Origin of the sequence: Streptomyces sp. NPDC057424, from assembly GCF_042803315.1 — a bacterium.
Lineage (GTDB): Bacteria > Actinomycetota > Actinomycetes > Streptomycetales > Streptomycetaceae > Streptomyces.
This window is the reverse complement of record NZ_JBHVCP010000048.1, coordinates 43,446-57,625: the sequence shown is the minus strand read 5'-3', so window position 1 is coordinate 57,625 and position 14,180 is coordinate 43,446. Positions and strand designations below refer to the sequence as shown.

Genomic DNA, 14,180 nt, shown 5'->3' with positions numbered 1-14,180 from the left:
GTGGTCGCCGTGCTGGAAGGCGGCGAGCCCACCGTCATCGCCAACGCCGAGGGGGCCAGAACCACCCCCTCGGTCGTGGCGTTCGCCAAGAACGGCGAGGTGCTGGTCGGGGAGGTGGCCAAACGGCAGGCCGTGACGAACGTGGAGCGCACCGCCCGCTCGGTCAAGCGGTACATGGGCGACGCGCACTGGCGCTTCCCCGGCGAGGGCGACGTGGACGGCACCCGCTACCGGGCGCAGGAGCTCTCCGCGCGGGTCCTGCAGAAGCTGAAGCGGGACGCGGAGTCCTACCTCGGCGAGGACGTCACCGACGCGGTGATCACCGTCCCCGCCTACTTCGACGACTCCCAGCGCCAGGCGACCAAGGAGGCCGGTGAGGTCGCGGGCCTGAAGGTCCTGCGGATCATCAACGAGCCGACGGCCGCGGCCCTCGCCTACGGCCTGGACAAGGAGAACGACCAGACAGTGCTCGTCTTCGACCTCGGCGGCGGCACCTTCGACGTGTCGCTGCTGGAGATGGGCGAGGGCGTCATCGAGGTGAAGGCCACCAACGGCGACACCCACCTCGGCGGCGACGACTGGGACCAGCGGATCGTCGAGTACCTGATCAAGCGGTTCAAGGGCCAGAACGGTGTCGACCTCGGCAACGACAAGATGGCGGTGCAGCGGCTGCGCGAGGGCGCCGAGCGAGCCAAGATCGAGCTGTCCAGCTCGACGGAGACGACGATCAACCTGCCCTACATCACGGCCTCCGCCGAAGGGCCCCTGCATCTCGACGAGAAGCTGACCCGGGCCCAGTTCCAGGAACTCACCGCCGATCTGCTGGACCGCTGCAAGGCACCCTTCCACCAGGCGATCCAGGACGCCGGTGTGCAGCTCTCGGTGATCGACCACGTGATCCTCGTCGGCGGCTCGACGCGGATGCCCGCCGTGACCGACCTGGTCAAGGAACTCACCGGCAAGGAGCCGCACAAGGGCGTCAACCCCGACGAGGTCGTGGCCGTGGGCGCGGCGCTCCAGGCGGGCGTCATCCGCGGCGACGTCAAGGACGTGCTGCTGCTCGACGTCACCCCGCTGTCCCTGGGCATCGAGACCAAGGGCGGCATCATGACGAAGCTCATCGAGCGCAACACGACCATTCCGACCCGGCGTTCGGAGATCTTCACGACGGCGGCCGACAACCAGCCCTCGGTCGGCATCCAGGTCTACCAGGGCGAACGGGAGATCGCCGCGTACAACAAGAAGCTCGGCGTCTTCGACCTGACGGGCCTGCCGCCGGCGCCGCGCGGTGTGCCGCAGATCGAGGTGGCGTTCGACATCGACGCCAACGGCATCATGCACGTCTCTGCCAAGGACATGGCGACCGGCCGCGAGCAGAAGATGACCGTCACCGGCGGCTCCGCCCTGCCCAAGGACGACATCGACCGCATGATGCGCGAGGCCGAGCAGTACGCGGAGGAGGACCGGGGGCGCCGCGAGGCCGCCGAGACCCGCAACCAGGCCGAGCAACTCGTCTACCAGACCGAGAACTTCCTCCGCGAGAACGGCGACCGGATCCCGGCCGACACGAAGTCCGAGGTCGAGTCGGCCGTCGCCGAGGTGAAGGACCGGCTGGAACAGCAGGCGGACACCGCCGCCCTGCGCGCGGGCGTCGAGAAACTCGCCTCCGTCAGCCAGAAGATGGGCCAGGCGATGTACGCCCAGACCCAGCAGCCCCCCACCGGGGAACCCTCCGGCACCCCGCAGGACGAGGAGGGCGTGGTCGACGCGGAGATCGTGGACGAGGACAAGGACAAGGACAAGGACAAGGACAAGGACCAGGGCGGCCCCTCCCAGGGGTGAACCGCCGGCGCCGGAAGGAGACGAGGCCGAGCGGGCCCGCCGCGGCAACAGCAACGAGAGCCAGTCCGCCGACGGGCAATTCGCCCCGTCGCGCTAGTGCCCGGTGGCGACCGGCGGCAGGGTCGCGCAGACCGCGTCCAGGACGGTCGCGTACGGCGTGCCGAAGTCGGTGAGACCGGACCGGAGCTGCTCCAGGCCGTCGCGGTGGTCCACGAGCAGCTCGGTGTTGCCGGTGCGGGCCGCGAACTCCAGGACCGCGGGCAGGAAGTCCGGCGGCTCCTCGCCGGTGGTCTCCAGACCGTGCGCGCGGTACAGCTCCTCGGAGGGCGCCGGCGCCGCCTCGCGCCAGACGCTCAGATACAGGCTGTGCTCCTGCCCGGCCTCGAACACCTCGACGTAGTGCGCGGCCAGCTCCATCGGCGGGGTGACGGCCGCGTGGTCGGCGAACTCCCGCAGCTGCGGGGCGGCTTCACGCAGCAGTGGCAGCCGGGCGCGGAAGTCGTCGTCGGGGTACATCAGGCACAGCGCGGCCGCCTGGTACAGCACCTCGAATCCGGGCATCGGACCTCCTTCGCGTGTGCTCCCTCGCCTGCCCCGTCATCCCGACGCTAGGGGCGGTCCGGGGAGCACACCTGCCGACGGCACCCGTACGGGTCAGAACCCGTGCCGTGACGTCAGGACGGGAGGCGGGAACCTCAGTACTGCTCGCGGTACTCCCGCAGCAGCTCCTCCGTGCGCTGCGCGGAGCCCGCCCGGGCCGTCATGTGGTCCAGCACCTCCAGATGCGCGGAGACCTCCTTGCGGGAGTCCAGGTACAGCGCGCCGGTCAGATACTCGGTGAAGACCATGTCGGGCAGCTCCGGCTCGGCGAAGCGGAACAGCGAGAACGGGGCGTACGTCCCCGGATGGGGGCCGTCAGCGAACTCGGCGATCTGGAGCGTGACCCGGTCGCGCTCGGCGTACTCCAGCAGCTTGTCCAGCTGGTCGCGCATCACCCGGCCGTCGACGCTCACCGGGCGGCGCAGCACCGTCTCGTCCACGATGACCCACAGGTGCGGCGGGTTCGGGCGGTCCAGGAGCCGCTGCCGCTCCATGCGCAGCGACACATGCCGGTCGACTGCCTCCGGACCGGCGTTCGCGATGGTGCCGGCCTGCAGCACGGCCCGCGCGTACCCCTCGGTCTGCAGCAGCCCCGGCACGAAGTGCGGCTCGTACGACCGGATGATCCGGGCGGCGCCCTCCAGGCTCACGTACAGGCTGAACCACTCCGGCAGCACGTCGTGGAACCGCTGCCACCAGCCCGGCCGGTTCGCCTCCTCGGCGAGGTCGACGAACGCCGTCACCTCGTCCTCGGCCACCCCGTACGCCGTCAGCAGAATCTGCACGTACGGGATCTTCAGCCCGACGTCTGCGGTCTCCATCCGCCGGACGGTCGCCGGGGCGACCCGCAGCACCTTGGCGGCCTCGTCACGGCTGAGGCCCGCGGCCTCGCGCAGCTCCTGCAGCCGTTTCCCCAGGACCACCTGGCCCACGGTGGGTGCGGCCCGCCGTTCACTCACGCCACGCCTCCCCGAACGCGCCCAAGCCTGTGATCAGTCTGTCACGTCCGGGCGCCCGCATCACAGGGTTCGCACCGAGGAGATCGCCGGAAAGCGGAGGAGCGGCGCGGGCATGACCCCGCGGGTAATCGACCGGACGCCGCCGGAACGGGATCGTGAACGTACCGGATCCCGGGCCGGCGCACTCCGGCCCGGGACCCGGCCCAGCCGCCCCACCACGACCTGACGGAGAGTGATTCCCATGTCCGCGATGCCTGCCAGGTCCGCGATCCAGCTCGCCGCATTCGCCCGGACCTCCGAGCCGCAGTCGATGCTGCGCCGCTTCCTCGCCCTGGACGCCGTCGTGACCGGCGCCAACGCGCTCGCCTACCTGGCGTTCTCCGGTCCGCTGGGACGGTTCCTCGGCGTCGACGCCACGCTGCTGCTCGCCCTGGGCGCGTTCCTCGCTCTCTACGCGGCGGGCGTGGGCCTGCTGGCCGCCCGCAGGCAGCCGCCGGCCCTCGGTGTGCGGGCCGTGGTCGAGGCCAACCTCGCCTGGGCCGCGGTGAGCCTCGCGGCCCTGGCGCTGTGGCTCACGCCGAGCACGCCGGGCGCCGTGTGGACGGTCCTCCAGGCCCTGGTCGTGGCCGGGTTCGCCGCCCTCCAGCACACAGCCCTGAGAGCCCGTCAGAACATGAATGTCTGAAGGTGCTTGGCCGTCGCCGGGTCGGCCGGGAGCAGCGTCTCGACGGCCAGCTCGGCGACCGTCACGTCCATCGGCGTGTTGAACGTGGAGATCGAGGAGATGAACGACAGCGTCCGCCCCTCGTGCTCGATCCGCAGCGGCAGCGCGAAGTACGGCGCCGGCTCCGACGGCTCGCCCACCGGGTCCGCTGCGGGCACCGGGTAGGCCGCCACCTCCTCGTACAGCGCCCGCAGCGGCTCCGAGCGGCGCAGCGCGATCTGCCGCTCCATCTGCTCCAGCAGATGACCACGCCAGGCGCGCAGATTACGGATCCGGGGCGCGAGGCCCTGCGGGTGCAGGGCCAGCCGCATCGCGTTCAGCGGCGGCCCCAGCAGCGACTCGCTCACGCCGTCGACCAGCGTCATGATCCCCCGGTTGGCCGCCAGCACGTTGTAGAAGGCGTCCACCACCAGCGCCGGATACGGCTCGTAGCCGCTGATCAGCCGCTCGATGCCCTCCCGCAGCGCGCCCAGCGCCGGGTCGTCCAGCGGGGTCTCCGGGTAGCGGGGGGCGTAACCGGCCGCCAGTAGCAACGCGTTGCGCTCCCGCACGGGAACGTCCAGATGCTCGGCCAGCCGCAGCACCATCTCCTCGCTGGGCCGTGAGCGGCCGGTCTCGACGAAGCTGATGTGCCGGGCCGAGGAGCCCGCGCGCAGGGCCAGCTCCAGCTGGCTGACCCGCCGCTGCTCCCGCCAGGCCCGCAGCAGCGGGCCCACGCCCTTCTCGGCGCCGGACGGGTGAGTGGTCATGCCGGGACCGTAGTCGAGAACCGGTCGTGCCGGACAGACGCACCCTTCTGACCAGGGCCCCGACCGCCCCGCTGTGGCAGGCTGAGAGAACACAGCAGCCTGGGGAAGGAGCGCGGCCGATGCCCGTCGAACCGCTGTCGCACAAGGACGTCGAGGACCGGCTGGCCGAGCTGCCGGGCTGGTCGCTCGACAGGGACCACCTCATCCGCTCCTACCGGCTCGGCTCGCACTTCGCGGCGACGGCGATGGTCGTGCACATCGCCCAGGTCCAGGAAGAACTGAACCACCACTCCGACCTCACACTCGGCTACAACACCGTCTCCCTGGCCGTGCACACGCACAGCGCGGGCGGCGCCGTCACCGAGAAGGACTTCGAGCTCGCCCGCAGGGTGGAAGACCTCGCCCCCGGGCACGGGGCACACTGACCGGGTGCTCGACTACGACAAGGAAGCGGAGCGGTACGACGCCTCGCGCGGCGGCGAGCCCCGGGCGGCAGCCGCCGCGGAAGCCGTGCTGCGTCTCGTACCGCCGGACACGCGCAGTCTCCTCGACGTCGCCTGCGGCACCGGCATCGTGACCCGCCGGCTCGCGGCCGCCCGCGGTGGCATGCGGGTGACGGGGGTCGACCTCGCCCCGGCGATGGCCCGGCAGGCCGCCGTCCGGCTCCCCGGTGCCGTCGTGCGCGCCGACAGCCGCCGGCTGCCCTTCCGGGACGGGCAGTTCGACGCCGTGTGCAGCGTGTGGCTGCTGCACCTGGCCGCCGGGCCCGCCGAGGTGCGGGCCATCGTCGGCGAGTGCGCCCGGGTGCTGCGGCCCGGCGGGATCTACGTCACCACGGTCGACAAGGCCGCCTCCCACAACGTGGGCAGTGACATCGATGTCGTGCTGTCCTCCCGGCCGCCCAGCCCGGTCCGGGATGCGGCGGCGGACGTCGCGTCCTGTGCCGCCGCCCACGGCCTGGTCCCGGCCGGGCAGGCCCGCTTCACCGGCCACGGCCAGGGCCGCAGCCCTCGCCGCACGATCGCCGACCTGCGCCGGGGCTGGTTCGTCACCCTGCCGCCGGGCGACCCGCTCGCCGACGGATTCGCCACCCGGCTCGCGCACCTCCCCGACCAGGACCGGCCGCGCCCCGACCCGGTGTTCAGCCTGCGGTCGTTCCGGAAGGCCGGGTGAACCCCATGACCCGGTACGTCAGCCAGGTGTCCCCGCCGCAGAACCCGCCGCGTCCGTCCCCGCACCGGGCGAAGGCCGGCGGGAACCGCGTCTGCATCCCCTGCACCTGTCGCCTTCCGGCCGGCATCGACGGGGGGACGTCCCTCAGGAAACCGCGCAGGTCTGCTCACCCAGCTTGAAGGAGGCCGGTTTCGAGTTCGTGTCCGACCGGTTCGCCGTGAAGCCGAAGCTCACCGACGAGCCCGCCGTCACGTTCGCGTTCCAGGCGACGTTCCTCGCCGTCACCGCCGACCCCGACTGCGCCGCCGCGGCGTTCCAGGCCTGGGTCAGTTTCTGGCCGTCGGGGAACGTCCAGTTCAGGGACCAGCCGTTCCAGGGGCCGGTGCCCGTGTTGGTGAGCTGGACGTCCGCCTGGAAGCCGCCCGACCACTCGCTGGTGACCTTGTACGTCACCTTGCAGGCGCCGGTCGGCGTCGGGTCGGGGCCCGGCCCCGGATCCGTCGTGCCGCCGCCGGAGCTGTCGCCGTAGACGACGCCCCGGCCGTTCGTGGAGACGTAGACACGGCCGTACACCCGCGGGTCGCCGGTGATGGCGGCGCCTGTCCAGCCCCACTGGTGGGCGTCGTCGTTGATGCGCGTCCAGTTCGCGCCCTTGTCAGTGGAGCGGAAGACGCCTCGCACACCGCCGATCTTCGCACTGGTGTAGAGGGCCTGGTAGGAGGCACCGGGTGCCGCCTTGCCGAAGCCGATGGTGTCGGCCTGCTCGACGTTCGAGAGCCTGGTGAAGCTCGCGCCGCCGTCCGTCGAGTGCCACAGCCCGTACGCGCCGTCCGCCGCACCCCCCGCCAGCCACACGTCGCCCTTCACCCCGGGCAGCGCCTTGAAGCGGACGCTGTCGCCGCTCGGCAGCCCGGTCGCCGAGGACGCGGTGAAGGTCGCGCCGCCGTCCGTACTGACGTAGAACTTCCCTGCCTTGAAGCCGTAGAAGACCTTCGGGTCGACCCGGTCCGACTCGACGACCGCCCCGGCGGGGATCCCGGCGGACGCCTGCCACGACGTGCCGAAGCCCGTCGTGTGGTGCACGCCGGCGCCCTCGGGGCTCCACACGAACCGGCCGCCGTCGGCCGCCGACGCGACCGTGCCACCGCCGCTCACTCCCGAAGGGTCGGTGCCGGCGAACCAGTTGGCGCCGTTGTCCGTCGAGAACGCGATGTGCGGACCCGAGTCCAGGTTGCCCACCCGCACCACCGTGCCCGGGTTCGACTCGGCGAAGTCCAGGCTCGTGGTCGTCGTGAAGTTCGGCCGGGTGAACATCATCGACGGCACCTTCGTCAGGTCCGTGTGCCGGAACCCGCCGATGTCGCCGAGCGCGCTGAGCAGCGGCGCCCCGGACGGGGGAGAGGCGAGGTCGTTGACCGCCGTCTCCTCCAGGCCCTGCACCATCGGCTTGATGGCGAACTTGCCGCCGCTGTCCCAGTTCGTGAGGTTCTCGGTGCCGTAGATCGTTGCGCCCGTCCCGTACATCATCCGGTTCGAGTCGAACGGGTCGATCTCCAGCGCCTCGGTCATCCAGCCCAGCTTCGGCGTCTGCTCGGGCGGCTGCGGATTCGCGCCCCAGGTCAGCCACGGCGAGGAGGAGACGTCCATCGTGTAGCGGTTCTCGCGGTTCGGATACGACGTGTAGTCCCACGCCTTGCTCCAGGTCGCGCCGCTGTCGGTGGAGCGGAAGATCTGGGTGTCCGGCCACCAGGCGCTGTACGCGGTCGCCATGACCGTGCCCGGCTTCTGCCGGTCCACCGTCAGCCCGCTGAAGCCGTAGAAGGTGTCGGCCTCCGCCACCGGGCTGATGTCCGTCCACGCCCCGGTCCCGGTCGCGTACCGCCACAACTGGCCCTTGCCGCCGTCGTACGGGCCGCCCTTGTCGCTGTAGGCGAGGTAGAGGTGTCCGTTCCTCGCGTCCAGCACGCCCTTGTGGGCGAGGTAGCCGGTGGGCTGCCCGGCCAGCCGCTGCCAGGTCACGCCCGCGTCCGTCGACCGGTACACCGCGTTGTCCTTGTCGGCGACCCCGACGTAGATCGTCTTGGTGGCGTTCCCGGCGGTGCCCGTGGACTCGTCGAAGGTGACCCAGACGATGCCCTGGTTGTCGCTGGAGTACCCGGACGTGTCGCTCGGATCCGCCACGTAGTTACCCACGTTGGGGAAGTTCGCCACCTGGGACCAGGTGGCCCCCGAGTCCGTCGACCGCCACAGCCCCTTGCCGCTGGGTGCGCCCAGGTACAGCACGCTGTTCCGGTTCGGGTCGACGGCCAGCCGTTCGCCCATGCCCCGCCCCGGCATGTTGCCGCCCAGCTTGAACGGCAGGTTCGCCTTCCGCCAGCTCGCGCCCCGGTCGGAGGAGCGCATGACCGCACCGTTCTTCGGGTCCCAGCTGTTCGTGTACGTGCCGACCGCCGCGTACACCCGGTCCGGATCGACGGAGTCGGACGCGATGCTGACGACGCCCGTGTGCCCCCAGTCGTCCCAGCCGACCGAGTCCAGCAGCGGCGTCCAGGTCTTCGAGGGCTCCTGCCAGCGATAGGCACCGCCGATGTCGGTGCGGGCGTAGGCGAGGTTCTTCTCGGAGCGGTTGAAGACGATCCCCGGGACGAACCCGCCGCCGTCGATCCGGGCGTTCTTCCAGGTGTAGGTGTCGGCGGCGAGCCTCACCGGCAGCGGATCGGCGGCCAGGGCGGTGGGGGCGCCCGACAGCAGACCGGCCGCCAGCGCGAGCACGGCGGTGAGTATGCGGGTTCTTCGCACGGTGGGGGGTCCTTCCGTGAGAGGGAACGTGCGAGGGCCGGGCGGCTCCTGTGCGGGTGGAGCCGCCCGGCCGTGGCCCCGCGTCAGGTGCGGGGCCACGTACGCGGAGCTTCGGACGCTGCTTGGGGGCGCGGGGAACTGCGCGATCAGCCACAAGGGACCGGCAGCCGAGGTACCGCCCAACCCGCGGAGCGCCCGGCGGGGGCTATTCGAGAAGCTCCGCGTACGAGCCCATGGCCAGGGCGATGTCCGCCTGGGCCCAGAACCGGTGATACGTGAACGACGGCACCGCACCGCCCGCGAGGTAACTCTCGATCTTCGACCAGGCGGGATCGTCCTCGTAGAAGGAGCGGATCGAGTCGAACGTCGACGACGAGTTGATCGCGTCACCGTTCGGCATCGTGCCCGTCCAGCCGCTCGGGATGTGCACCGGGTCGTCGAAGCGGTTGTAGTCCGCGCGGTTCTCCGGGACGGCGATCCCGAGATCCGTCTGGTGGTTCGCCCACATGCCGTCCAGCAGCTTCTTCGCCGCCGCCGCGGCCTCCGTGTCACCGGAGCGGTCCGCGTAGTACGTCAGGGTCTTGGCGTACGCGGCCGCCACACCGACGTCGTTGGTGTAGTCGGCGACGGTGACGTGCAGCCCGCTGTTGGAGCCGGGGCTGGAGGCGTTCCAGGTGTCGGGCTGGCCCGACCACTGCAGCGTCGACGGGATGCGGAACGTGCCGTCCGGGTTGAACGTGGTCTTGGACAGCGCCCAGTCGACCCACTTGTCGAGGACCGTCTTGGCCTTGGCGTTGCCCGTCTGCTGGTACAGCTCGGCGACCCGCTCCATGGACCACGCCTGGAAGCCGAACCACTGGTTGGACGGCGGGTCGTGGTACACGGGCTTCTCGTCGTAGTACATGCCGTAGAACGTCGACTTCCCGGCGGGCGGGGACGCGTACCGGCCCGCCCAGCTGTTGGTCGCGCCGCCGGCGATGGCGCCCTCGTCGGCCTGCAGCCAGCGGTAGAACTCCAGCTGCCGGTCCATGGACTTGGCCCAGTCCGCCGCGCCCGTCGCCGACTTGGGCTTCAGCGGGGCGTAGTTGGCGAGCGCGTAGGCGGCCAGCGGGTTCTGGTAGCCGCCGTGGGCGTGGCTGGAGCCGATGCGCCAGGCCCAGCCGGCGCTGGTGTCCGTGGCGCCGCCCCAGGCGTAGTACCAGGACATCAGGTAGTGCGAGGCGTCCTTGCCGGTGCCGGCCGGGCAGGAGGTGCTGGTGCAGTTGCCGATCTTCTTGAAGTACTTGTCGAACATGGAGTAGCGCAGGTAGTCGCCCATCTTGGCCGCCTTGGCGACCGTCGCGGAGACCTGCCCGCCCTTGCCCTGGTCCTTGGCCCACAGGTCCGCCCAGTAGGCGGCCTGCACGGCGCGGGCGTCGGCGTCCGGCGCGTTGGTGAACTTCCACTGCTTGGCATAGGAGGCGTCACCGGTGAACAGGTCCAGGTAGCCGTTCCTGCCGCCGTACTTGAAGGCGTCGCAGGTCGGCTGCGGCACCGTCTCCCACACCGACTCCTGCGCGCCGCGCTGGAAGGTGTTGATGTACGACGGGCCGGTGTCCGAGGGGCCCGCCTCGCACTTGCCGGGCGAGTTGCCGTAGCCGTAGACGTTGTCGACGTCCTGCAGCCAGTGCATGCCGTAGACGTCGTCCGTGCCGTACGCGCTCTTCAGCTCGGCCGCGATCGGGTCCGGGCCGACCGAGACACCGGTGTCGAGCTTGGCCGGGTACTCGCCCGGGGTGTCCAGCTCGGGCGCGTAGGTGGCCGGCTTGGAGGCGTTGTAGAAGGAGTTGGTCGGCTGGTCGGCGTGGGTGGGGATCATGTACTTCTCCATGAGGTCCCACGCCCCGTTGAACTTGGCCCAGTCGCCCGTCACCTTGCCGTACATGGCCTGGAGCCACAGGAGGTAGCTGTACGCCTCCGAGGTGGTCTCGTGGCCGTGGTCCGGCGCCTCGACGATCAGCGTCTCGACCGAGTGGTACGGGATGCCCTCGGGGGAGAAGTAGCCGTTCGCCGGGTTGGTGATCTTCCCGTACAGCTCCAGGAAGCGGGCGTCGTAGTCCTTCGTCGCCGCCAGCTGGGTGACGGTGACCGAGGCCTTGGCGTGGCCCGCGGCCGTCGACTCGAACACGGCTGACCCGGTACCGGAGTCGGCTGCCGCGACGGTCACCTTCTGCGCGTTGTTCCAGTTCTGCGGCGTGAAGGTGAGCGAGGCTCCGGCCGAGACCGACAGGTTGGTGTTGCCGCTCGCACGGGCCGACGTCACCGTCACGCTGGACGCAGGCTGCTTGGACAGCTTCACCTCGTACGTGCCCGACTTACCGGACTGCACGCCCAGTTGGAGCGGCGCGGCGACGACGGTGGGACCCGAGGCGACCGTGATGCCGACCGGGGTGGAGTCGGCGGACGCGCCCATGCTGTCGTACGCCTTCGCCACCAGGGAATGGCTGCCCACGGCCAAGCTGGAGACCGAGAGCGAGTAGGGCGCGCTGGTGTCCGTGCCCAGCAGCTCGGTGTCGTCGTAGAACTCCACCTTGCTGATCGTGGCGTTGTCCGCGGCGGCGGCCGTGGCCGCCAGCGGGACCGCCTCGCCCTGGGTGTAGACGGCGCCGGCCGCCGGGCTGGTGAGCACGGCGATCGGCGGCTGGTGCGCGCCGGTGCAGGCGGTGCCGTTGACCGAGAAGGACGTGGGCGCGGTGTTGGCGCCGCTGTAGGAGAACTGGGCGCCGGTGGAGACGGCGGCGCCCGCGGCGACCCGGGCGTTGTGCGGGGCGTTCTTCACGGTGATGTTCTGGCCGGACTGCGACCAGGTGCCGTTCCAGCCGTTGCCCAGCTTCTGATTGCCGGAGTAGGCGTAGGTCAGCGTCCAGCCGTCGATGGCGTCCGCGCCGCGGTTGGTGAGGGTCAGGTCCACCGTGAAACCGGAGCCCCAGTCGTTCGTCTTGTAGTCGACACTGCACTGAAGTGCCGCTGCCTGTGCGGGTGTCGATCCTGAGGAGAGCATCGTCAACGGAAGCGCGAGAGCTGCGAGGGCGGCGGTCCACAGGCGCCGCACCGCTCCCCGTCTCCGGGGTGGGGGATGCATGGTGCTGGTTCCTCCTTGCGGCTCGGAGAAGTCAAGGCCTGAACCAGTGGGAGCGCTCCCATAGTGAAGAAGGGGCTTGTATCGGTCAAGTCCTTGAAGAGTCGAAAAAGATTCGACCTCGTGCGGCGTGCGAAAGTCGGCACCTCCCCTGTTCTTTGCCGACGCTTGGCGCTACCTTCCTTGACACCAGTGGGAGCGGTTCCATCAGTCGACGCGTCCGTCACGGCGCGCCCGAGCTGCAAGGAGTCGCTCATGCGACACCCCCCGCGTTCAGTACTTTGAGCCGCCGCCGGCGTGACCTCCCGCGCGCGGCGTGCACCGTGCCGCCCCGCGCCGGCCGCGTACGACGCCGCAACGGCCCCGGCATGCCCGCGAAAGCCCCATCGCACCTCTGAACCGTCCACGTACCTGCGGACATCGCACGCACCCCACGGAAGAGGAACCCCCACTCATGAGCCGTACGAGAACCGCGTTACTGGCCGCCATGACCCTGGTCGCCGGCGCGACCGGCACCGCGTTCGCCGCCGACCCGGACGGTCTCGGCACCGCCGCCGTCCCCTGCACGGTCGACTACAAGATCCAGAACCAGTGGAGCACCGGCTTCACCGCCGCCGTGACCCTCACCAACAACAGCGCCGCCAAGTCGTCCTGGTCGCTGAAGTGGTCCTACGCGGGGAACCAGAAGGTCACCAGCGGCTGGAACGCCAAGATCAGCCAGAGCGGTGCCACCGTCACCGCGGCCAACGAGAGCTACAACGCCCAGCTGGCGACCGGCGGTTCGGTCAGCTTCGGCTTCCAGGGCAGCTACAGCGGCAGCAACGCCGTCCCGGCCACCTTCACCCTCGACGGCGTGACCTGCAACGTCGACGACGGCGGCTCCGGCGGTCCCGGCGATCCAGGCGGTCCCGGCGGCCCTGGCGACCGGGTGAACAATCCCTACGAGGGCGCCAAGGTGTACGTGAACCCGGAGTGGTCCGAGAAGGCCGCCGCCGAGCCGGGCGGCAGCCGCGTCGCGGGCCAGCCCACGGGCGTCTGGCTGGACCGCATCGCGGCGATCAACGGCGTCAACGGCGGCATGGGCCTGCGCGACCACCTCGACGAGGCGCTGCGCCAGAAGGGCTCCGGCGAGCTCGCCATCCAGCTCGTCATCTACAACCTGCCCGGCCGTGACTGCGCCGCCCTCGCCTCGAACGGCGAGCTCGGCCCGACGGAGATCGGCCGCTACAAGACGGAGTACATCGACCCGATCAAGGCGATCCTCGCCGACCCGAAGTACGCCGGCCTGCGGATCGTCACCACCGTCGAGATCGACTCGCTGCCCAACCTCGTCACCAACACCGGCAGCCGCCCGACGGCCACCCCGCAGTGCGACGTGATGAAGGCCAACGGCAACTACGTCAAGGGCGTCGGCTACGCGCTGAACAAGCTCGGCGACGTGCCGAACGTGTACAACTACGTCGACGCCGGCCACCACGGCTGGATCGGCTGGGACGACAACTTCGGCGCTTCCGCGACCCTGTTCAAGGAGGCGGCGACCGCCGAGGGCGCGACCGTCAGCGACGTCCACGGCTTCATCACCAACACGGCGAACTACAGCGCCCTGAAGGAGGAGAACTTCTCCATCAACGACAACGTGGCCGGCAAGTCCGTCCGCGAGTCCAAGTGGGTCGACTGGAACCGCTACGTCGACGAGCAGTCCTTCGCCCAGGGCTTCCGCAACCAGCTGGTCTCGATCGGCTTCCCCGCCGGCATCGGCATGCTGATCGACACCTCCCGCAACGGCTGGGGCGGCACCGCCCGGCCCGCCGGCCCCGGTGCGCAGACCTCCGTCGACACCTACGTCGACGGCGGCCGCTACGACCGCCGTATCCACCTCGGCAACTGGTGCAACCAGTCCGGAGCCGGACTCGGGGAGCGCCCGCAGGCCAACCCGGCCGCCGGGATCGACGCGTACGTGTGGATGAAGCCGCCGGGTGAGTCCGACGGGGCGAGCAAGGCGATCCCGAACGACGAGGGCAAGGGCTTCGACCGCATGTGCGACCCGACCTACACCGGCAACCCGCGCAACAACAACAACATGTCCGGTGCCCTGCCGGACGCGCCGGTGTCCGGGCACTGGTTCTCCGCCCAGTTCCGGCAGTTGATGCAGAACGCGTACCCGCCGCTGTCGTGACCGGCTGACATCCCGTCCCCACCGGTCCGCCGGGGCCATG

The 14,180-nt window shown here is 70.6% G+C and carries 10 protein-coding genes; 5 read left to right on the top strand and 5 right to left on the bottom strand.

The features are described from left to right. Window positions 1-1,842: molecular chaperone DnaK (gene dnaK / locus ACFU3E_RS29650; protein ID WP_384164874.1), on the top strand; the 1,842-nt coding region annotated here is incomplete at its 5' end. Between the two features lie 93 nt (window positions 1,843-1,935). Here the strand turns inward: dnaK and ACFU3E_RS29645 are convergent. Next, window positions 1,936-2,403, bottom strand: a complete 468-nt coding sequence (locus ACFU3E_RS29645) for a nitrate reductase molybdenum cofactor assembly chaperone (RefSeq protein ID WP_384164870.1) — start codon at window positions 2,401-2,403, stop codon at window positions 1,936-1,938. A 134-nt stretch (window positions 2,404-2,537) separates the two neighbouring features. Further along, the gene (locus tag ACFU3E_RS29640) at window positions 2,538-3,401 is read right to left on the bottom strand and encodes a helix-turn-helix domain-containing protein (RefSeq protein WP_384164867.1); all 864 of its coding nucleotides are present in this window, start codon (window positions 3,399-3,401) and stop codon (window positions 2,538-2,540) included. Between the two features lie 241 nt (window positions 3,402-3,642). Here ACFU3E_RS29640 and ACFU3E_RS29635 point away from each other — a divergent pair, with 241 nt between their 5' ends. Beyond that, window positions 3,643-4,086 carry a hypothetical protein gene (locus ACFU3E_RS29635; protein ID WP_384164864.1) on the top strand — a complete coding sequence of 148 codons (444 nt, stop codon included), beginning with the start codon at window positions 3,643-3,645 and terminating at the stop codon, window positions 4,084-4,086. On the opposite strand, the gene ACFU3E_RS29630 is transcribed toward ACFU3E_RS29635, so the two are convergent. Continuing rightward, complete coding sequence (locus ACFU3E_RS29630) at window positions 4,068-4,874, bottom strand: helix-turn-helix domain-containing protein (protein ID WP_384164860.1); 807 nt, start codon at window positions 4,872-4,874, stop codon at window positions 4,068-4,070. The genes ACFU3E_RS29635 and ACFU3E_RS29630 overlap by 19 nt on opposite strands. 119 nt (window positions 4,875-4,993) lie before the next feature. Here ACFU3E_RS29630 and ACFU3E_RS29625 point away from each other — a divergent pair, with 119 nt between their 5' ends. Both ACFU3E_RS29625 and ACFU3E_RS29620 read left to right on the top strand, forming a co-directional pair. Continuing rightward, entirely contained in the window at window positions 4,994-5,299 is a 306-nt protein-coding gene (locus ACFU3E_RS29625) for a 4a-hydroxytetrahydrobiopterin dehydratase (RefSeq protein WP_384164857.1), read from the top strand. 4 nt (window positions 5,300-5,303) lie between these two features. After that, a complete protein-coding gene (locus tag ACFU3E_RS29620) occupies window positions 5,304-6,047 on the top strand; it encodes a class I SAM-dependent methyltransferase (RefSeq protein ID WP_384164854.1) in 744 nt (247 codons plus the stop codon). Window positions 6,048-6,191: 144 nt separating this feature from the next. Here ACFU3E_RS29620 and ACFU3E_RS29615 read toward each other — a convergent pair whose 3' ends face one another. Then, complete coding sequence (locus ACFU3E_RS29615) at window positions 6,192-8,846, bottom strand: cellulose binding domain-containing protein (protein WP_384164851.1); 2,655 nt, start codon at window positions 8,844-8,846, stop codon at window positions 6,192-6,194. Window positions 8,847-9,051: 205 nt separating this feature from the next. Next, complete coding sequence (locus ACFU3E_RS29610) at window positions 9,052-11,967, bottom strand: glycoside hydrolase family 48 protein (protein ID WP_384164848.1); 2,916 nt, start codon at window positions 11,965-11,967, stop codon at window positions 9,052-9,054. A gap of 451 nt (window positions 11,968-12,418) precedes the next feature. On the opposite strand from ACFU3E_RS29610, the gene ACFU3E_RS29605 reads away from it, so the two are divergent. After that, on the top strand, window positions 12,419-14,140 hold the full coding sequence (locus ACFU3E_RS29605) for a glycoside hydrolase family 6 protein (RefSeq protein WP_384164845.1): 1,722 nt from the start codon (window positions 12,419-12,421) through the stop codon (window positions 14,138-14,140). The last annotated feature ends 40 nt before the right edge of the window (window positions 14,141-14,180 follow it).